The sequence below is a fragment of the Sulfurovum sp. MH2-6 genome (genome assembly GCF_058374785.1).
Genome location: NZ_CM178170.1, coordinates 84,418 through 104,426 on the forward strand (window position 1 = coordinate 84,418; position 20,009 = coordinate 104,426).

The window sequence follows — 20,009 nt, forward strand, 5'->3', positions numbered from 1 at the left end:
GGATTCCACCGGAAGTACACAGAAACACCTTAAGATGGTATAGATAGATTACGATAGAGAGAAAGAATGAACCGAAGAGACTTTTTGGCAACCAGTGCTGTGATAGGGCTCTCTGCCTCTATAGATGCGCAGGAGATGATTGCGGAGAGAAAAGCGCTGGGAGAGGTAGAAGCGACGATCGCAGCAGTGCAGCAGCATATGTTCCCGGAAGGAAGCAGACTACCCTCGGCCAAAGCGATGGATACGATCACCTTTCTTCGGGAGACGGTCACGCATAGCAGCTATGACAGGGATATCAGGCGTTTTGTGATAGAGGGAGCCCGGGAGCTTGAGACGCGCACAGAGGGAAAGTTTTTGATGATGAAGCATGATGAGAAAGAGCGTGCATTGCGGAGCTATGAAGAGACACGTTACGGAAGCAACTGGCTTGCACGTATCATGACCCTGACGATGGAGGCGATCTTCTCTGATCCGATCTACGGTTCCAATATCGGTCAGGAGGGATGGAAGGCCGTAGAGAGTTTCGGGGGAGTACCGCGACCGAAGCGAAGGTATATCGAGGGATGAGCAGTTTTGATGTGGTGATCGTAGGGTCCGGTGCCAGCGGCGGTGCAGTAGCTTATACGCTGTGCCGTGCCGGTTATAAGGTGGCGATGCTTGAAAAAGGGAGCCTGATAGGGCGAGAAGAGTTTAGTAAAGATGAACTGGCCTATTGCCGGAGGGATATTATCACTCCCAGCCTGTTTGACGAGTACCATATGATAGAGGAGAAGGTAGACGGGGAATGGGTTGCGACACCTACCTATGAGTCGGGATGGAGCTTTTGGAACGGTAATATCGTCGGGGGCTCCTCCAACCTGATGAGCGGGATGTTCCACCGTATGCATCCCGATGACTTCAGACTGAAGAGTAAGTATGGTGAGATCGAAGGTGCCAATGTCGTCGACTGGCCCATCTCCTATAGCGACCTTGAACCCTACTACACGATGGCCGAAGAGGTGATCGGGATATCGGGAGCCTATCAAAAACACCCCTTTGAGCCTTGGAGGAGTACTCCGGACTTTCCGCAGCCTCCGACCAGAGAGAACGAAGTTGTCAAGCTCTTTGACAAAAGTTGTCATGCCCTTGGGATCACACCGCTTGTGACGCCTCGTGCGGTGCTATCAAAGGATAAGGATCACCGCAGTGCCTGCTACTACTCCAACTTCTGCGGAAGCTACGGATGCGGTTCGGGAGCAAAGGGGAGTTCAAGAGAGGCACTGCTGTTCCCCGCACTGGCTACCGGTAACCTGACACTGATGAGCCATACCTATGTGAAGTCCCTGGAGAGTACGAAGGAAGAGGTGACAGCAGCTGTCATTGTAGACACAGTGACAGGGAAAGAGCGCAGGATCACTGCCGATATCTTTGTCCTGGCGGCACAGGCACACGAGAGTGCCCGTTTGCTCCTGAACTCCAGGAACCGCCATCATCCCGACGGTCTCTCCAACAGCTCCGGAGAACTTGGGAAAAACCTGATCTTTTCTGCAGGAGGTTCGGGGCAGGGGGAGCTGCATAAAGAGAGTCTCAAGGAGATCAGCTTTGAAGCATTGATGGAGAGAGGACTCTTTGTCAACCGGTCTATCCTGGATTGGTACGCTATCGATCACTGGTGGGACGGCAGGTTCAAGGGAGGTTCGGTCGAGTTTATGTTCGAACATCAGAACATCATCTCCCGGGCCCGCAAGAACAACGAAGAGGAGGGGAGGCTGGTATGGGGTCAAGCTTTGGGGGAGAGAGTCGTCAAGCGTTTGACAGAGAGCAAGAGTATCCGCTTTGAGATCTTTAACGACTGGCTGCCCAATGATGACTGTTTTGTAACGATAGATGAAAACCACAAAGACAAATACGGTATGCCCGTAGGCAAACTGCGTATCGTCAACCATCCCCATGACCTGAAAGTGGGCAACTATATCGCCCAAAAGTGTGAAGCGGTACTCGAAGAGATGGGTGCCGAAAACATCTACAGCTCTATCTCCGGCGCACCCCCGCAAAACCTGATAGCGGGCGGCTGCCGCTTTGGTAATGATCCGAAAACGTCCGTGCTGAACAGCCACTGTCAATCCCATGATATCCCCAACCTTTATGTGGCAGATGCCAGTTTTATGCCGACAGGAGGCTCTGTGGCCTATACTTGGACGATCTACGCCAATGCCTTCAGAGTTGCTGACCGAATCGTAAAACATTTAAGTAAAACGTAAAGTTGGGTTTATTTTTGATTAATCATAGATAGGTATTATACATATGTAAAATATGGGGCGGGAAGAAAATCATCAATTTGAAAGGTATACTCTTGAAAAAACTACATACATTGTTGATTTCACTTGCGGTGGCTTCTATAGCTACATCTTATGCATCGGCTGCAACGCATAAGGTTAAAAAGGGTGAGACGCTATACGCGATCGCCAAAGCAAATAACACTTCGATCACGCAACTCTGCAAACTCAATGGGCTTAAAAAAGATGGTACGCTGAAGGTAGGGAAAGTTTTAACGGTTCCCGGTACAAAAAAGGCTCTGAAGACCGTAAGCTATAAAGTCAAGAGCGGAGATGCACTCTCTATAATCGCCAGAAAATATAAGACAAATATCTCAACGCTTAAATCGCTGAATGGTCTGAAGGGGAATACGCTGAGAGCCGGGCAGACGATCAAGGTGCCTGCGGCGAAGAGCGTGAAGGTTGCAAAAAAGACAACAAAAACAAGTGACAGAAAACTGGCGCAGACACTTGCAAGTCTGCCAAAGTCTTCTTATATGGAAAAAGAGCCCACGAAAAAAGATGTCTTTAACCTGGGAGATCTATTCTTTGGTGATGAGAATAATGACGAGATCGTAGAGGTTGCCAAGACAAAACTGGGTAACCGGTACGTGTGGGGTGCAACGGGAACAAAAGGGACATTTGACTGTTCGGGATTTACAAAATATTGCTATAAAAAGAACGGTATTGATATCCCAAGAACCTCTATCATGCAGTCCAAGTATGGTAAGTTTATCAAAAGATCCGAACTCCAAAAAGGCGACCTGATCTTCTTTGATACCTCAAAAAGACGTAAAGGGTATGTCAACCACGTAGGTATCTACCTGGGAGATAACAAGTTTATCCACGCCTCTTCAGCAAAGAAAAAAGTGGTGATCACAAGTCTGGGTAAAGCATTTTACTCACAACGCTATATGGGTGCAAGAAGACCTGAATAATCTCTCGTAAGAAGCCTCTCCGGCTTCTTCTTTCATTTCCTAGATACTTTTCTCTTACTTTTATTCCCTTTTATCTATCAAAATTTACTTCTAGTAGTTCATAGGCGCAACGTTCGCGTATGAATTGTACTTGTCATTCCCGACTTGAAGCATAAGGATGAGAAGCATTAAGCAAAGTCAAACTGCTTTGCTTTTGTAAGCTCGGAACCGGAAGCGATGTATACTTGTATAACGCTGTAGGCTAAGTCGTAACGAAGTGAAGCCACGTAAGCAGTTTATAGCTTGGAATACAAACGGCTGTTACTATAACGTATGAATTTCCTTGTTTATACTATTGAGGCGGTGGTTCTCTCTTCATTTTTTTAGAAAAAACGAAGCAAAAAAGCGTTGTGGCTCTCGAATCGCTTCGCTTACAAGGTCGTTCACCACAACAAGGCACACTTCGTGTGATTAATGATTTCCTTTATTCCCACGGTGTCCGTGGGAATGACTATATCGATTTTGTTATAAAGCATAAAGATTGGTTGAGAACGTTTGGCGGTGCCAAACTTATGGATAGCACTGTAGTGAAATGAGTTTAAATGTATCGCGTAGGGTGCGTAACCACGCACCAACAATTATGCACTCCAACTTTGAGAAAAAAGTAGAACATAGTGATTTCTTGTCCGGGGAGATGAGGAAAGAGAGCTGTCAAGGGGATCCCCTGACAGTCAAAGAGGCTGGAAAAGTTTACTCTGCCTCTAGCACCGCACCGGAACTTGCATTGGTAACAAGTGCGCGGTACTGTTTGAGCCATTTGCTGCTAAGCGGTTTGACGATCGGTTTGAAGTTGTCTCTTCTTTCTGCGATCTCTTCGAAGGTGAGTTTTGCTTCAAGGATATAGTTGTCCACGTCGATAAAGATCTCATCCCCGTCTTCCAGCAGGCCGATAAGTCCGCCTTCTGCCGCTTCCGGGCTCACGTGACCGATACTTGCTCCTCTTGTTGCACCTGAGAATCTACCGTCAGTAATGAGGGCAACCTTGTCACCCAGTCCCATACCCATGATAAGGCTTGTAGGGCTGAGCATCTCCTGCATACCAGGTCCACCTCTAGGTCCCTCGTAACGGATGACTACGACATTCCCTGCTTTTACTTTACCGTTGATGATCCCTTTGATCGCCTCATCTTGAGAGTTGAAACATACGGCTGTACCTGTGAAGACTCTCTCTCCGGTAATCCCTGCAGTTTTTATCACGGCACCTTGTTCTGCCAGGTTTCCGTACAGGATAGCAAGACCGCCAACCTCTGAATAAGGGTTGTCGATCGTATGGATAATCTCAGTGTCGAGGATCTCTGCATCCTGGATCTTCTCATAGAGTGTCTCTCCTCCGATACAAAGATTATCCAGAAGGATATCCTCCCCACGTTTTTTCATCTCATGCATCACCGCATTCACACCACCGGCCTTGTTGATATCTTCCATATGCACTGTTGAGAGTGACGGAGAGATCTTGGCGATATGAGAAACCTTTTTGGAGATGAGGTTGATATCTTCCAGGTTGAAGTCTACTTCTGCCTCTTTTGCGATTGCCAGCATATGAAGCACGGTGTTAGAGCTTCCACCCATTGCCATATCCACGGCAAAGGCATTGCGTACGGCTTTCTCATTCAGGATATTTCTGACCTTGTACTTTTCACGCTGAGCCTGTTCCATCTTTGCGATCTCACAGATGCGGCGGGCAGCTTTTTTGTAAAGCTCTGTTCTTTCAGGTGTGAGTGCGAGGATCGTACCGTTACCAGGGAGAGCGATACCCATTGCTTCCATAAGTGTGTTCATAGAGTTTGCCGTAAACATTCCTGAACAGCTTCCTCCGCTCGGGCAGGCATTACATTCGATATCGTAAAGCTCGTCGTCAGAGATCTCTCCGGTCTCATGTTTCCCTACCGCTTCAAATGCAGTAGCCAAGTCGATCGGTTTTCCGTCTTTGGTATGACCTTTCTGCATCGGTCCCCCGGAGACAAAAACAGTCGGTACATTGACACGAAGCGCACCCATGATCATCCCCGGTACGATCTTGTCACAGTTAGGGATCGCGATCATCGCATCAAGTTTATGTGCGTTCATTACCGTCTCAACTGAGTTAGCGATAATCTCACGGCTTGGAAGAGAGTAGAGCATTCCGTCATGGCCCATCGCGATACCGTCATCTACACCGATCGTGTTAAACTCAAAGGGTACACACCCGTTCGCACGGATCTCCTCTTTGATCACTTCAGCTACTTTGTTAAGGAAAAAGTGTCCCGGGATGATCTCGATAAAAGAGTTGGCTACACCGATGAACGGCTTGTCAAAGTCCTCGTCTTTTACCCCTGTTGCACGAAGCAAACTTCTGTGCGGAGCTCTGCTAAACCCCTGTTTTATTTCGTCACTTCTCATGGAAAAGCCTTTATCTATAGTTTTAGGCGATTATAGCACTTTGCATCTCAAAAAATGCAAAAACTCATAGTAAAGATGTTTTTTTCAAAAAATTGTCTGTTTTTGCTTTACATTAAAAGAGTTTTTAGCTATAATTGCACTCCAATTTTGGGAAATTCTCGAGATTTGGTCTGGAGTGCGGGCGTAGCTCAGGGGTAGAGCATAACCTTGCCAAGGTTAGGGTCGACGGTTCGAATCCGTTCGCCCGCTCCATTAATAGAGGTCTTCTTGAAAATGAACAAAGTCCATTTTCAATTCATCTCACTAAAGCTTCACCGATTGGTTCAGAAGTTGAGAGAAAGACTTGAATAAAATTTGCAATTAAAACTGGTGTTCGATTGGGCCCGGGTGGTGAAATTGGTAGACACAGGGGACTTAAAATCCCCCGGTCATTGCGACCGTGCCGGTTCGAGTCCGGCCCCGGGCACCACTAAAACATTGTTAAGATAAGAAAAATGGCGCCATCGCCAAGTGGTAAGGCCGGAGCCTGCAAAGCTTCTATCCCCAGTTCGAATCTGGGTGGCGCCTCCATTTTTCATCTAATTTTGATGAAAAAAACTTTATTAAACTAAATTTTATCTTTTTGAGATAAAATTCTGTTCTTCTTATATTTGTCGGGAGATGTCAGAGTGGTCGAATGTGCCGGTCTTGAAAACCGGTGAGGGTAACACCTCCGGGGGTTCGAATCCCCCTCTCCCGGCCATAACTTTTAATCAATTCTTTTTAAATACCGATATAACATAACTTTAAAGCCTTTTATCTGATTAATATTTCAGACTTATTGCAACCTATTTCCAGCACTATATACTATTTAGCATTTGATAGAATTTATATTTTTTAACCTATATCTAAAGATCAAACATACCATTTGGCTCTCTAGAAATATCTTTATGGGTAGAGTAAGTGAAGGAGGAGAGAGGCTGCTAAGGGGGCTGGCAACCTCTACAAAAAAAGGAGAAACTATTTTTTGGAAATGGATGAGAGGGGGGACTCCTTAGTGACGTCCACCGCTTTTGATTCTCATCCCTGTACCGCCCATGCTTCCCATGTTTGGATTTGTACCTTTGAATGCATTTTTTCTTTCATATGCCTCTTGTTTTTGATGTTGATACTGATGTTTTGCCTGTGCTTCTTGTTTCTCTTGGTATTGATATGAGTATTTATACATCGCTTCATTGTTATTCTCATCTGCAGATGCTGATGAAACAATGCCTACGCTTGCCAAAATGATACTAAGTGCGATCTTTTTCATTTTTATCCTTCTATTGATTTAATGGTAGAAGAAGTATAAAAAATAAGTGTGAAAAAAGTATGAATAGCAGATCGTCATATTTGATATTTTTTATCTATCACTTTTCAGATGACAATAAGTCAATAGCGTTAGAATGATCAGTGAGAGAAGAAAAAAGAGATGAGATCGACACCTCTTTCATTTTACTTTAGGACGATATACATGATGAGACTACATGCAATTATCATAGGGGAGAAGGCCAGAGAACCATTATACTATGTTGAGAGTGTATATGCCGCAGAAGGAAAAGGCCTGGAGGGGGACCGCTACTTTTATGGAAAGGGTACCTTCAACAAACCGCAGCTGGATCAGTCTGTCAGGGAGGTGAGTATCCTGCCGTATGAGAGTTTGGCTGAATGTAACAGACGTCTGGATAGTGATTTGGACTTTAGCGATCTGCGCAGGAACCTGGTGATCAGGGACTTTAATGCAGAGCAGATAGGGGATCGTGTCTTCAGGATAGGGAGTGCAAAGTTCCGCATCGTACGCAGTTGTCCGCCATGCCGTTATCTCTCTAGACTTCTGGATAGAGATATCATGAAGGGATTGAAGTATATCGGAGGTTACCGTGCCATTATCGTGAAAAGCGGTATGATACAATGTGGGGATGAAATTATCATGGAAGAATAAATCACCGTAGCTTGAAATTATAAGGTGCATGGTATCTATTGAACGGATGCCAGATGGAAACTCCGATCTTAATTTCTAGGTGTATATTCAGGCATGTAGCTCTCTTTCTTTGATCAGATTTATGATATGAAATCTACTTTGCTTATTTTTAGTCTATCTCATTATATAACCAAATTTATAAGGCTTACTTATGTTTTATAATGTAAACTTAAATTCTAAAGATTAGAAAAAATAATAACAAGAAACTAATTTTATTTTTGATATACTTAAAATAGGTGCCATTGATAAGAGAAAAACTAAGGGGATGGATACCGGTCAATGGAATATAAGCGGTGCTTGAGGACTACTATTGAAAGTATGTGCATAAGGCCAGTCGAGTGAAATTCTAGAAAAAGGGGTAAGCATGAAGTTAATGCAAAGACTTTTAGCTATTGGCCTGCTATCCGTTGCACCTATCACGGCAGCAACGATCAGTGGACAGGTATTCTGTGATCAAAATGCAGATGGTTTCAAGGATGACAATGAAACGTGTACCCAGGAATCAGTCTGGATCAAGATGATCGAGGATGAGAAGTGGGTCACTGTACAGGGACCGCTTTATAATGAAGATATTAATCTCTCCGGTAAATATGAGTTTTCTACAGGCAGGACAGGGATTGATGTAAGGGTTATCATCGATAATAACTCAAATTCGCAGGATACCTCTGCAACACCTCCGCCAAATATGGTATTTACAATAGATCCTGACAGTCCTTTTACCGAACCTTTCAGTGCAGATGGAGAGGCAACCTATAGCATCATTAGCGGGGATGAAGAGTTCACTGATCAGGACTACGGTATGTTCTTCGGTGGGGATTGTGTCTGTGATGATGCAGATGGAAATGTCACGAAAAAAACCATAAGTATTGATGGAAATATCAGTGACTGGAGCAGTGTATATGCTGATCCGGATAACAATATCTGTGACTATGGCTGTTCCCAGGACAAAGATGCTCCGGTACAATCAACAGGGAGAAACCTGGTACAGTTTACCTGGACGGGAGATGATCTCTATGCGTATGGTTATACCTATAGGGTAGGATCGACCAGCAATACGCAGACATTCCTATACTATGCCGACAGAGACGGCGATGGCTTGATGGGTGATGGTATGGATGTCAATGGCACATGGATGCCGGACTTCGCTATCGAAGCAGGGTGGCAAGGGAATACCGGTACGGTTTCTTTGACCTTCTATCCGTATATCCCGGCAGATGAGGTAAATTTCGATCCTATGGTCTGGACGCAGGAAGAAATCGACAGTGGGAAACTGGCACCTGGCGGACAGGTACCGGATTCGACATGGGTAGGATCCGGTGACGGGTATACACTCAACGGAAGCCTGGATACGACCAATTCGGTAGATATTACCGGTGCTGACGGTAGTGCCGTAGGGGTCACTGTGGCTTCAGGCGGTATCGATGATGCGGGTGTCAAAATGGAGTGGCGTCTGAGATGGGCCTTCCTCAACCTGGAACCGTTCCAGCGTATTACCTACCATGTGAGTGCGATGAACGCTTCTGTAACATCGACGAACCCTCCGGGTCAGATCGATGAGAACATGGCAGGGTGTTACGGGGAGGCAGTACTGGAGTATTGCGGCGTGACACTGGTACCGGATCGCAATATTACACTCTCTGCGACGCAAGCGGCTACGATACCGTATGTATATTTCGAGCATAACCTGACCAATACAGGAAATGCAGCTGATACCATGACCTTGAATCTGATCCAGACCGACGGTAACTTCTCGGTTGCGTATATCGAATACTATAATGATGTCGATGGAAACGGTATCTTCAGCCCCGGGGATATCAATCTGACAGCAGACGGCAATGTAACCCTAGCACAGGGCGAATCGATCAATCTCCTTGTCAAAATAGGTCTACCGGGCGGATTGAATGATAACTATGCGATAGGTGAGATCAACGCCTCTACAACAAGTTGTGAGATCAACCATAGTGCGGTTGTATACGATTCGATCACGGTAAATCCTTTAAGCTTTGATCTTGAGGTTGTCAAAAAGGTCAGTGACGATAATGCAACATGGGTAGATACTATCGGATTATTGGAGGGAGTACCAGCTGCTTACCAGATCACAGTTACCAACAACGGACCGGTAGATGATGCAACCGGTGTTACGCTCAACGACCTGCTCCCTACGGATGTAACCTATGTGAGTCACGTGGCAAGCGTAGGGACATATAATCCGGGAGCCGGGCAGTGGAGTATCGGGGATTTGGCAAACGGAGATTCTGCGACATTGACGATTTATATCACCACTAACTATGTGACGGCTTCAAAGACGGTCCAAAATATCGCGTGTACGACCGATACCAATGATACGGACAGCAATGATTGTGATGATGCGAACATTACGCTTACGCATACTCCTTTAAGTGATCTTCAGGTGACAAAGACGGTGAACAATCCTATGCCGTATGAAACAGAGGATATCAACTATACGATTACGGTGACGAACTTTGGTCCGGATACGGCAGTAGATGTTGTTGTAAACGATCTTTTGCCGGTGCCGGATTATGTAACTTACGCGGGTGACTATAACGCTTCTGTAGGGACATTAAGCCCAGATGGTACGGTATGGACGATAGGGGATATGGCGTTTGGTGCAGTAGAGACGCTTGTGGTTCACTTTACCGTGGACAGCGGAGCGGCAGCACACAACCCTCATGACAACCTGGCATGTGCGGTCACTACTACAATTGACACAAACCTGAGCAATAATTGCGGAACGGCTAGATTTATAGCCAGCAATGAAGTGGATGTGGCTGTGGACAAAACGGTTGATATCTCTTATCCTAGAGTAGGTGACACGATCACCTATACGGTCACTGCAACCAACAACGGTCCGATCGCAGTAACGAATCTTGTCATCGAAGAAGAGGATCTGACGTGGCTCAATGTAACTGGACATACGGCATCACTTGGTACGTATGTCGCACCGAACTGGACGATACCTGAATTGAATGTGACGCAGACTGCAACATTGACGATCACGGGAACAGTCAACAGCAGCGGTACATTTACAAACACAGCCCAGATTAGCAGCCTGGATCAGAATGATACCAACGGAACGAATGACAGCGGCAGTGCTACGATCGGTACCCCTTCGATCGCGATCGAAAAATCGACCAATGGAGAGGATGCCGATGCGGCACCTGGCCCATATATCCCGCTAGGTGCACCTGTCTCATGGGAGTATGTGGTGACAAATACAGGATATGGAGAGCTGAGTAGTATAGTGGTAACAGATGATCAGGGTGTTGCTGTAGATTGTAACGGTACTACCATACTTGCACAGGGTGAAACAATGATCTGTTCTGCAAGCGGTACCGCTGTTGAAGGGCAGTATACAAACCTGGGTAGTGTGATTGCAACGATAACTACTACAGGTCTAGAGGTAAATGCCAGTGATCCAAGTCACTATTTCGGGGATGCACCGGTGATCGATATCGAAAAATCGACTAATGGAGTGGATGCCGATGCAGCACCTGGTCCATTTATTGCGGTAGGAGCCGCGGTAACCTGGACCTATGTGGTGACAAATGGAGGGAATGTGGCCCTTGAAACGGTTGCCGTCATAGACTCTGAAGTGGGAGCGGTCACGTGTCCGAAAACAACTCTGGCTATCGGTGAGAGTATGACATGTACTGCAAACGGCACGGCTGTTGCAGGGCAGTACAGTAACACCGGTAGTGTAACGGCGAATTCAGTAAATACAGGTCAACAGGTAAGTGATAGTGACTTAAGCCACTACTATGGAGCGGCACCGGCGATCGGTATTGAAAAATCGACCAATGGAGTGGATGCAGATACTGTAACAGGTCCATTTATTTTGGTAGGTAATTCTGTCACATGGACCTATGTGGTGAGCAATTTAGGGAATGTGGCTCTTGATACGATTGCAGTAACAGATTCAGAAATAGGAGTGATCAATTGTCCTCAAACCACTTTGGCTGTCGGTGCAAACATGACGTGTACGGCAAGCGGTACAGCCGTTCTGGGTCAGTATAGCAACTTAGGTACCGTAACAGCAGTTGCCGGGGTAACAGGTCAGCAGGTAGGAGATGAGGATCCAAGCCACTACTATGGAGCGGCACCGGCGATCGATATTGAAAAATCGACCAATGGAGAGGATGCCGATGCAGCACCTGGACCATACATCCCGGTAGGTGATCCGGTCACATGGGAGTATGTGGTGACAAATTCAGGTAATGAGGCCCTTAATTCGATTGTCGTAACCGATGATCGGGGTGTTACAGTGGATTGTAATGGTACTACTACACTTGCAGCGGGTGAGAGTATGACATGTACGGCAAGCGGCACGGCTGTTGCAGGGCAGTACAATAATACGGGTAGCGTAACGGCAACTTCGCTCAATACAGGCATACAGTTGAGTGCAAATGATCCAAGCCACTACTATGGAGCGGCACCGGCGATCGATATCGAAAAATCGACCAATGGTATGGATGCAGATACCTCAGGTACAGGTCCGACTCTTATTGTCGGTGATCCCGTGAACTGGACCTACCTGGTGACAAATACAGGAAATGTGCCTCTTAATGCTATTGTTGTAACAGATGATCAAGGCGTTACAGTCTCTTGTCCTGAGTCAACACTTGCAGCGGGTGCGAGTATGACGTGTACGGCAAGCGGTACGGTCACAGAGGGAGAATATGAGAATAATGGATCAGTGAGCGGTTGGTTGTATCCAAATGAAATAGAGGTGACCGATAGCGACCTGAGCCACTATACAGGTATTGTAGGCGTGGATATCGGAGATTTTGTCTGGTATGATGATGATAACAATGGTATTCAAGATAAGGGGGAAGATCCGGTAGAGGGCTTCACCGTAGAGCTTTTGGACGAGAACGGTATAGCGATGACAGATATCAACGGTATCGGTTCGGTAGAGACAGATGAAAACGGGAAATATAGTTTCTTTGTAAGACCTGGTACCTATATCCTCAGATTCTCTCCTGCAAATCTGCCGGAAAACTATATCTTTACGCAGAGATATGCAGGTGGCGATGAGAGCATAGATTCGGATGCTGACGCTGCGACCGGAGAGTCGGATCCTGTCACAGTCAGCACCGTAGCCAACTATGATGTGGATGCAGGGATTTATTGTACCTGCTATGATATGGAAAAGAGCGACAGCGGTTCGGCATTGGGTACGATCTCGGCGTCACTGATGATGTTGATGACCCTGATGGTTGGACTTTACTTCGTCCGTAGAGAAGAACTAAATCAAAATAGAAGATAAAGGAGGAAGAGATAATGAAAACGATCATTAGAACAGCGGCATTAAGTACTCTTTTGTCCATAAGCACACTCTCTGCAGGAGGCAAACTTGTTGAGCCTGCGGTAGCTCCGGTTGCAGCTTTAGCTGAACCGGTGGATACGAATCCCTTTTATATCGGTATCGGATTGCTTTGGTCCAATGTCAGTAGAGACTGTATCTGTACTGACCTGCAAGGTGAACCGAGGTATGAAGTACGCGTGGAAGACTCCAAGTGGGGTGGCATAGCAAGGCTGGGATATGACTTTAACCAGTATGTAGGAGTGGAAGGACGTTTTCTGACAGGCAGTATCGGGGATGGTCTTTTTGATACTACCCACTACGGGATCTATCTGAAGCCAAAAACCCCTGTGAGCGAAAGAGTCAATATCTATGCGCTTTTAGGGTATGGACATACGGAAGTTGAGACAGACTGCGGGACGGTACAGGATACTTTCAAGCATAATGGATTCAGCTATGGTATAGGGTTGGAGTTTGATCTCTCCTCCAAGGATGACGATTATGAATCCTATACCGATAACGGAAACGCCATCCTGGAATTTGACAGACCGTTTGATGGTCATGGTGACCAGGAAGTCGGATGGGGACTCTGGGTAGATTACCAGAGACTTCTTCATAATGAGGGACCGGACAATATCACCTCTGACATTGTCAGCTTCGGTATTACCTACGACTTCTAATCGATACCGGAAACCCCTTCGGGTTTTCCGGTTCTCTTCTTTTCTTCAATAATTCACAGTAAACTTACACAATATATAATCTACAGGAGACAAATATGGCTGATAATATCGCAAAACTGATACTCAGGGTAATGGTCGGAGGGATGATGCTGTTTCACGGTATCCACAAAGCATTGAACGGGATAGGGTTTATCAAAGGAATGCTGAGTTCCCAGGGACTCCCGGAGATGCTGGCTTACGGTGTCTATGTGGGTGAGATACTTGCACCGATCTTCCTGATCATCGGCTGGAAGAGCAGAGTATGGGCGGCTATTATCGCTTTCAATATGATCACTGTACTCTACCTTGCACACGGGGGTGATCTTTTGAGTCTGGGCGCACACGGGGCCTGGGCAGTTGAACTGCCGATGTTCTATCTCTTGAGCGCCGTTACGATCCTGCTGATGGGTTCAGGAAAGTATGCCGTAATGAGGGACTAGTACATTGCCATTGCACATTGGCGGAGTATGATAGTTGCAGCCCAAATGAAAGGTACATAATGAAACGTATTTTAGCTGTATGGTTGATCGTTGTTGCTGTGGGTATGGCTGCAGAGATACCCGCCTCCATGAAACCCTGGAAGAGCAATGTGGAGAGACTCAGTGAGTTTGAGAAGCATGTGCTGATCAACAAGGGTACAGAGAGAGCATTTTCCGGGGAGTATGTCTATACCAAAGAGGATGGTCTCTATCGCTGTAAAGTCTGTAATGCCCCGCTTTACAGATCCTCGGACAAATTTGACTCCCACTGCGGCTGGCCGAGTTTTGATGATGCGATACCCGGAGCGATCAGAGAGATACCAGATAAGGACGGGATACGTACGGAGATCGTCTGTGCCAACTGCGGCGCGCATCTGGGACACGTTTTCAGAGGGGAGGGGTATACGAAGAAAAATACCCGCCACTGCGTCAACTCTGTCTCCTTGACGTTTGACAAAAAGAAAAATAGCAATAGTGAGGAGGCCAAAGCCTACTTTGCCGGAGGGTGCTTCTGGGGCGTGGAGTACTATATGGAGCAGATCAAAGGGGTGAGAGAAGTGCGTTCCGGATTTATGGGCGGAAGTCTCAAAGATCCTGGATATTATGATGTCGTACGCGGGAATACGGGGCACCTGGAGACAGTTGAGGTGATCTATGACCCTGCCCAGGTCTCTTTTGAAACCCTGGCAAAAACCTTTTTTGAGATACATGACCCTACACAAGCGGATGGGCAGGGGCCCGATATCGGAACGCAATACCTCTCTGCCGTTTTTGTCAACAGTGACAAAGAGCGCCAAACAGTCAACAGGCTGATAGGGCTGCTTGAGAAAAAAGGGTACAAGATCGCAACGAAGGTACGCGATGCTTCACCGTTTTATGAAGCCGAAACGTATCACCAGGACTATTATAAACGCAAGGGGAGCAGTCCCTATTGTCACCGGCGTGTCAAGCGTTTTGACTAGGCAGAGAGCAGCTCTGCTGCTAGTGAGGAATTCGGTGTTAGGAGTTTTGGTAGGCTTTTCTTTGAAAAGTGTTTAGCAATTCACAAATCACAAAAAACACTTGACACACTCTCCTGACTCTGTCATGATGCTCCTTGCTCCTTGCTCCTTGCTCCTTGCTCCTTGCTCCTTGCTCCTTGCTCCTTGCTCCTTGCTCCCTATTTTATCCCGCATCCCTGTTCGATGGAGAATGTATTGGTGTAGCCGCAGCTGTTGCACTCAAAGGTGATCATCTTCGGTCCGCAGCATCCGCTGGAGCGCTGGTCGGTGATCTCGATCGTATTTTGCTTACAGGAGGGACAAAACCCCCTTTTGATCGCATCAAGCTGTGCTTTCTTCTCTTTGAGATAGTAGATGTAGCCCATGACCGATCCGATAAGTACGATAAGCATAAAAAGTACGACATAGAGGGTATCCATCCCTGATCCTTTATCTATAGGTTTTGAGTGTGGCGATATACGTTTTGTACTCCGGAAGGTGTTTTTCTACCAGCTCCCAAAACGGTTTTTGATGATGTTTGTGTGCGATATGCGCCAGTTCGTGAACGATGATGTATTCTATCACATTTTGGGGGAGTTTCATCATCATGGTATTGAAGGATAAGGCATTTTTAGCCGAACAGCTTCCCCATTGGCGTTTGGTTTTTCTAAAGCTGATCTTTGTAGGGAAAAGTTGCATCCTCCCTGCCCATTTCTCTACAAGCGGAGGGACAACCCTTTGTGCCTCCGCCTTATAGAAGCGGTTGATATGCGCTTCAAACAGCCCTTCGTCATACGCATGGTACTTTAGGGTGAAAGACTCCTCTTCAAAAAGGAGCGTCGTCCTTTTTTTCCCGTGCGGTAGAAGCTGCAGGGGATAGGCGTCTCCAAGGTAGTAGAGCTCGCTCTCTTCTGAGAAGTCTACCCCTCTGCCTTTCTGGGATGCTATCTTCTCCCGTGCACGGTTGATCCATGCGGATTTTTTCAGCAGGATCTGTTCTATCCGGCGTTGTGATACTTTGGGGGATTTAATGATGAGATTCCCTGCATCGTCAAATTTGAGGTAGATATGTTTCAACCTTGGATTGATGATGTGGGTATAGTGAGGCAAGAGAGGAAGCATCTGCGTCTATCGGGTCATTTTCCCGTGGCTAAATACCTTTTTTTCAAACACTGATCCATCTCTGTTATATTTGGTTGCGGGCCCATGCTTGACACCCTTGACATAGGTAATGGTCATCATCGGTAAAGCATTTTCGTAATAGACCGTTGCGATACCGTCGATACGTCCCTTGATATAGGGTTTGACCAGACGTACACGTCCCTCATCATCATAGATGGTCTCCTTCCCGTGCTTGACGCCATTCTGGATCTCTACCTTTGATGTAAGTGTCCCCTTGTAACCATACAGTTTACGCAGACCGTTCATGCCGCTCTTGTCATACATAAGAAACTCAGAGCGAAGCATGCCGCCGGTGTAGTACTCTTTTTTGACATCTACAACACGCTTTTTCGGATTAAGGCTATGTGAGGTTGTACTGTTACATCCGTTAAAGAGAAAAAGAAGTAGAAATGGGAGTAAAAACGAGAACTTTTTCATGTGATTCACCTTGACTATATGATATATATCTGATTGTAGTATACAATAAATCATTTTGGGTTTACTTTGATGTTACAAATCCTGTGATACTATCGAAGAAATGATTGACAAGAAGCCGTCAGGGCGGGTATAATGCACCAATTTTTAGCGCAAAAGGATCAGAGATGATGAAGATGATAGAGTACTTTTTACATAATAAACGGCTCAATTATGTGCTGCTCTTTTTTCTTCTCTTTTTGGGGATGAATGCCTACCAGAATATCCCCAAAGAGCTTTTCCCCGATATCGCACTGGATAAGATCTCTATCAGCGGTGCTTACAGCGGGGCAAGTGCAGAAAACCTCGACAAGATGGCGGTACGCGATATCGAAGATGAATTGGGCAATATCCATGGGGTAGAGAGTATCGAAACAGTGATACGTCCGGGGAATTTCTCGATCACCATCAACCTGGAAAACGGTGCGGACAAGAGTGATGCACTGGACAAAGCCAAAGATGCGATCGCCAGAAGCAGGCAGTATCTCCCTTCGGATATGGTGGAGCCTACCGCTCAGATACTTAATCATAACAGACCGTTAATGAGCCTGTCTCTCTCCAGTGAGAAGCTAAGCAAAGGCGAGCTGATCGAACGTGCCAAGGAGATCAAATCCAAAATCGCCAGGTTGCAGTATATCAGCGAAGTGAGTATCTACGGGGATGCGGACCAGGAGATCTCTATCCGTCTGGAGAAAGAGCAGGTACGCGCGTATGGTCTTGATCCCTCAGCGGTGATCTCGGCAGTCTCCAACCTCTCCTATATCTATCCGATCGGGGATATCAAAGAGAGCGGGAACTATATCTTCCTCTCTACCGTGCACGGGAAAGAGGGGCAGCAAGCGTGGGAATCGACCCTGATCAAGGTTGGGGAGCATCAGGTGAGACTGGGGGATATCGCCCAGATAGAGATCAACTATCCGCAAGATCAGACACTCTCTACCTTTAACGGCCGCCGCAATATGACACTGGTGATCTCCAAGGGGCCTGAAGGGAATGCCATAGAGCTCTCCGAGACACTGAGAAATTTTGCCGAAGAGAAACTCTCCAAGGAGTATCCGGAGATCTATTTTGATTTCTACCAGGACACCTCCAAACCGGTCAAAGACAGGCTCAATGTCGTGATCTCAAACCTGCTCTTCGGACTGATCCTGGTTTTTGCTTCGATGGCACTGCTGATCAATGCCCGTATCGCAACGGTAGTGGCGATGGGTATCCCTATCTCTTTTGCCGTGGGGCTGATCTTCATCTATTTTATGGGCTACTCGATCAACATCGTCTCGCTGCTCGGCGGACTGATCGTTATCGGTATCGTGGTCGATGATGCGATCGTTGTGGGCGAGAATATCCAGCGCTATATCAACCAGGGAGTAGAGAAGAGAGAGGCAGTCATACGCGGGGTCAAGGAGATGCTTCTACCTGTCTCTCTGGCAACCTTGACAACCATCGCAGCCTTTTTACCGCTCTTTATGATGACAGGAGAGATCAAGAACTTTATCATTCTGATCCCGATCGCGGTGATCATGATCCTGATCGGTTCTTTGATCGAGAGTTTTCTCTTTCTGCCGCTGCATGCAGAGGAGATCCTGAAAAAGCAGAAAAACATGATCGACTGGACGAAGTTTCAGGATCTCTATGAGGCTTTTCTCCATAAAGTGATCCACTTCAGGTATACATTCCTCTTTACATTTGTGGTGTTGATCCCTATTTTGACTGTATTGACAATCAAGATGCTCAACTTCCAGTTCTTCCCGAGCTTTGACGGGAACTATCTCTATATCTCGGGAAAGGCCAATATCGATACCCCTATCGAGCAGACCCAGAAGATCACCGAGGAGATAGAAAAGTTTGTGATCGCGCATAAAGAGGAGTATGCGCTCAAGGCTACCTCTACTGTCACAGGAAGCAGGGTAGCACTCTCCGGGGAGAGTGAGCAGGGGGATAATCTGCTCTATATCACACTGGAGCTTTATGATATGAAGCCGCAGAACTTCATCGATGCACTGGTTAACCCGATCCTGACATTTGAGTTCAATTTCAATGATCCTGAGCGTATCAGAGAACACCATACCTATGAGATCGCACAGATGCTGAAAGAAGAGATCAAACCGCTCCAGGAGAAGTACGGGCTGGAAGAGCTTGGCGTCAAGGAGCAGAAACCGGGGCTGATCAAAAGTGATATCAAGATCAATCTCAGCAGTAAAGAGAGCCAGAAGATCACCGAGGCGATCATGAAGATCGAAGAGAAACTGGTGGGTGTCCCGCATGTGAAGGATGTGACGGACAATGCACAGCTGGGGAAAAAAGAGTATAAGCTGCGCATCAACAGCTACGGTGAGCAGCTTGGACTGAGTGAAAGCATGGTAGCAAAGACCCTGGCGGGTTACTTCCTGGACAGCCGTAAAGCGATGACCTTCGGGGAGTCGGGGGTGATGGAGATACGTACACGTGCTTTGGATAAAGATTCTGAAGAGACGTTGATGAATTTCATGATCCCTACGCCGGAGGGGGCGTTTGTCAAGTTGACAGAGATCGCTGAGATAGAGAAGGTCAGAGCCTATGAGAAGATCGAAAAGTACAACGGCAATATCGTCAAGTCGGTCTTTGCCAATGTGAACAAGAAAAAGACCACTCCGTTGGATGTACTCAAAGAGATAGAACCTCTGCTTGAGGAGATCAAAGCTGAGGGAGTCACGGTGACCCTTCAGGGGGAAAGCGAGAAGAACGAGCAGTTGAAGAACGATATGCAGCGGGCTGTCGTGATCGCACTCTTTTTGATCCTGATCACCTTGCTCTTTATCTTCCCTCGTATCCGCTATGCACTGATGGTGATGTCAGTGATCCCTTTCTCACTTCTGGGAGCGCTCGTGGGGCATCTTCTTTTGGGGATCAACCTCTCCATGCCTTCCGTGATCGGTATGTTGGGGCTTGCCGGGGTTGTTATCAATGACGGGATCATTATGCTTGACTTCCTCCATGGCACACACAATGCCGAAACCTTCTATGAGCGGGCAAAGCTGAGACTCAGACCGATTCTGATCACCTCTATCACTACGTTCCTGGGGCTCTTTACACTGATCTTCTATGCCACGGGTCAGGCGGTGATCCTTCAGCCGATCGCGATCTCTCTTGGATTCGGATTGCTCTGGGGTACGGTACTCAACCTTATCTATCTTCCGGCCCTCTATGCGGTAGTAAACAAGATCAAACCGGCAAGAGAGTAATAT

14 protein-coding genes and 4 tRNA genes are annotated in these 20,009 nt (G+C 46.8%); 13 read left to right on the forward strand and 5 right to left on the reverse strand.

The genetic code is table 11. From position 1 onward, the window contains the following. Positions 1–66 precede the first annotated feature (66 nt). The 3 genes from AC4JOV_RS00400 to AC4JOV_RS00410 all read left to right on the forward strand — a co-directional run bounded on the left by AC4JOV_RS00400 (position 67) and on the right by AC4JOV_RS00410 (position 3,232). Positions 67–567 (forward strand): gluconate 2-dehydrogenase subunit 3 family protein, encoded by a 501-nt coding sequence (locus tag AC4JOV_RS00400; protein WP_229937089.1) that lies wholly within the window; start codon positions 67–69, stop codon positions 565–567. Next, entirely contained in the window at positions 564–2,240 is a 1,677-nt protein-coding gene (locus AC4JOV_RS00405; RefSeq protein WP_229937088.1) for a GMC family oxidoreductase, read from the forward strand. Before AC4JOV_RS00400 ends, AC4JOV_RS00405 begins: the two co-directional genes overlap by 4 nt. 92 nt (positions 2,241–2,332) lie before the next feature. After that, complete coding sequence (locus AC4JOV_RS00410; RefSeq protein WP_229937087.1) at positions 2,333–3,232, forward strand: C40 family peptidase; 900 nt, start codon at positions 2,333–2,335, stop codon at positions 3,230–3,232. Between the two features lie 729 nt (positions 3,233–3,961). Here AC4JOV_RS00410 and ilvD read toward each other — a convergent pair. Next, positions 3,962–5,650, reverse strand: coding sequence for a dihydroxy-acid dehydratase (gene ilvD, locus AC4JOV_RS00415; protein ID WP_229937086.1), 1,689 nt, complete (start codon positions 5,648–5,650; stop codon positions 3,962–3,964). A 177-nt stretch (positions 5,651–5,827) separates the two neighbouring features. On the opposite strand from ilvD, the gene AC4JOV_RS00420 reads away from it, so the two are divergent. From AC4JOV_RS00420 to AC4JOV_RS00435, 4 genes are all read left to right on the forward strand, one after another. Beyond that, positions 5,828–5,902 (forward strand) — tRNA-Gly (locus AC4JOV_RS00420). Positions 5,903–6,031: 129 nt separating this feature from the next. After that, positions 6,032–6,119: transfer RNA gene (locus AC4JOV_RS00425), tRNA-Leu, on the forward strand. Positions 6,120–6,146: 27 nt separating this feature from the next. After that, positions 6,147–6,220 (forward strand) — tRNA-Cys (locus tag AC4JOV_RS00430). 84 nt (positions 6,221–6,304) lie between these two features. After that, positions 6,305–6,392 (forward strand) — tRNA-Ser (locus AC4JOV_RS00435). 291 nt (positions 6,393–6,683) lie between these two features. Here AC4JOV_RS00435 and AC4JOV_RS00440 read toward each other — a convergent pair. Beyond that, positions 6,684–6,941 carry a hypothetical protein gene (locus AC4JOV_RS00440; RefSeq protein ID WP_229937085.1) on the reverse strand — a complete coding sequence of 86 codons (258 nt, stop codon included), beginning with the start codon at positions 6,939–6,941 and terminating at the stop codon, positions 6,684–6,686. Positions 6,942–7,142: 201 nt separating this feature from the next. Here AC4JOV_RS00440 and AC4JOV_RS00445 point away from each other — a divergent pair, with 201 nt between their 5' ends. The 5 genes from AC4JOV_RS00445 (at position 7,143) to AC4JOV_RS00465 (ending at position 15,132) form a co-directional block, all read left to right on the forward strand. Then, the gene (locus tag AC4JOV_RS00445; RefSeq protein ID WP_229937084.1) at positions 7,143–7,610 is read left to right on the forward strand and encodes an MOSC domain-containing protein; all 468 of its coding nucleotides are present in this window, start codon (positions 7,143–7,145) and stop codon (positions 7,608–7,610) included. Between the two features lie 403 nt (positions 7,611–8,013). Continuing rightward, positions 8,014–12,936: a DUF7507 domain-containing protein gene (locus tag AC4JOV_RS00450; RefSeq protein ID WP_229937083.1), complete on the forward strand. Its 4,923-nt coding sequence runs from the start codon at positions 8,014–8,016 to the stop codon at positions 12,934–12,936. 14 nt (positions 12,937–12,950) lie between these two features. Beyond that, the gene (locus AC4JOV_RS00455) at positions 12,951–13,652 is read left to right on the forward strand and encodes a porin family protein (protein WP_229937082.1); all 702 of its coding nucleotides are present in this window, start codon (positions 12,951–12,953) and stop codon (positions 13,650–13,652) included. Positions 13,653–13,747: 95 nt separating this feature from the next. After that, positions 13,748–14,131, forward strand: a complete 384-nt coding sequence (locus AC4JOV_RS00460; RefSeq protein ID WP_229937081.1) for a DoxX family protein — start codon at positions 13,748–13,750, stop codon at positions 14,129–14,131. Between the two features lie 128 nt (positions 14,132–14,259). Then, the gene (locus tag AC4JOV_RS00465; protein ID WP_404820166.1) at positions 14,260–15,132 is read left to right on the forward strand and encodes a bifunctional methionine sulfoxide reductase B/A protein; all 873 of its coding nucleotides are present in this window, start codon (positions 14,260–14,262) and stop codon (positions 15,130–15,132) included. 197 nt (positions 15,133–15,329) lie between these two features. Here AC4JOV_RS00465 and AC4JOV_RS00470 read toward each other — a convergent pair whose 3' ends face one another. Genes AC4JOV_RS00470 through AC4JOV_RS00480 form a run of 3 tightly spaced genes read right to left on the reverse strand, consistent with a single transcriptional unit; the run spans position 15,330 to position 16,749 of the window. Further along, the gene (locus tag AC4JOV_RS00470; RefSeq protein ID WP_229937080.1) at positions 15,330–15,590 is read right to left on the reverse strand and encodes a hypothetical protein; all 261 of its coding nucleotides are present in this window, start codon (positions 15,588–15,590) and stop codon (positions 15,330–15,332) included. A 10-nt stretch (positions 15,591–15,600) separates the two neighbouring features. Further along, positions 15,601–16,272, reverse strand: coding sequence for a M48 family metallopeptidase (locus AC4JOV_RS00475; protein ID WP_229937079.1), 672 nt, complete (start codon positions 16,270–16,272; stop codon positions 15,601–15,603). 6 nt (positions 16,273–16,278) lie between these two features. Further along, positions 16,279–16,749 carry a toxin-antitoxin system YwqK family antitoxin gene (locus AC4JOV_RS00480; RefSeq protein ID WP_229937078.1) on the reverse strand — a complete coding sequence of 157 codons (471 nt, stop codon included), beginning with the start codon at positions 16,747–16,749 and terminating at the stop codon, positions 16,279–16,281. 164 nt (positions 16,750–16,913) lie between these two features. Here AC4JOV_RS00480 and AC4JOV_RS00485 point away from each other — a divergent pair, with 164 nt between their 5' ends. Continuing rightward, entirely contained in the window at positions 16,914–20,006 is a 3,093-nt protein-coding gene (locus AC4JOV_RS00485; protein ID WP_229937077.1) for an efflux RND transporter permease subunit, read from the forward strand. Positions 20,007–20,009: the final 3 nt, after the last annotated feature.

Excerpts from the sequence above, each read along its gene's own strand:
- AC4JOV_RS00465 (WP_404820166.1), top strand. The coding sequence starts at position 14,260 with ATGAAACCCTGGAAGAGCAATGTGGAGAGACTCAGTGAGTTTGAGAAG.
- AC4JOV_RS00445 (WP_229937084.1), top strand. The coding sequence starts at position 7,143 with ATGATGAGACTACATGCAATTATCATAGGGGAGAAGGCCAGAGAACCA.
- AC4JOV_RS00460 (WP_229937081.1), top strand. The coding sequence starts at position 13,748 with ATGGCTGATAATATCGCAAAACTGATACTCAGGGTAATGGTCGGAGGG.
- AC4JOV_RS00455 (WP_229937082.1), top strand. The coding sequence starts at position 12,951 with ATGAAAACGATCATTAGAACAGCGGCATTAAGTACTCTTTTGTCCATA.
- AC4JOV_RS00470 (WP_229937080.1), bottom strand. The coding sequence starts at position 15,590 with ATGGATACCCTCTATGTCGTACTTTTTATGCTTATCGTACTTATCGGA.
- AC4JOV_RS00405 (WP_229937088.1), top strand. The coding sequence starts at position 564 with ATGAGCAGTTTTGATGTGGTGATCGTAGGGTCCGGTGCCAGCGGCGGT.
- AC4JOV_RS00485 (WP_229937077.1), top strand. The coding sequence starts at position 16,914 with ATGATGAAGATGATAGAGTACTTTTTACATAATAAACGGCTCAATTAT.
- AC4JOV_RS00440 (WP_229937085.1), bottom strand. The coding sequence starts at position 6,941 with ATGAAAAAGATCGCACTTAGTATCATTTTGGCAAGCGTAGGCATTGTT.
- AC4JOV_RS00475 (WP_229937079.1), bottom strand. The coding sequence starts at position 16,272 with ATGCTTCCTCTCTTGCCTCACTATACCCACATCATCAATCCAAGGTTG.
- AC4JOV_RS00480 (WP_229937078.1), bottom strand. The coding sequence starts at position 16,749 with ATGAAAAAGTTCTCGTTTTTACTCCCATTTCTACTTCTTTTTCTCTTT.
- AC4JOV_RS00400 (WP_229937089.1), top strand. The coding sequence starts at position 67 with ATGAACCGAAGAGACTTTTTGGCAACCAGTGCTGTGATAGGGCTCTCT.
- ilvD (WP_229937086.1), bottom strand. The coding sequence starts at position 5,650 with ATGAGAAGTGACGAAATAAAACAGGGGTTTAGCAGAGCTCCGCACAGA.
- AC4JOV_RS00450 (WP_229937083.1), top strand. The coding sequence starts at position 8,014 with ATGAAGTTAATGCAAAGACTTTTAGCTATTGGCCTGCTATCCGTTGCA.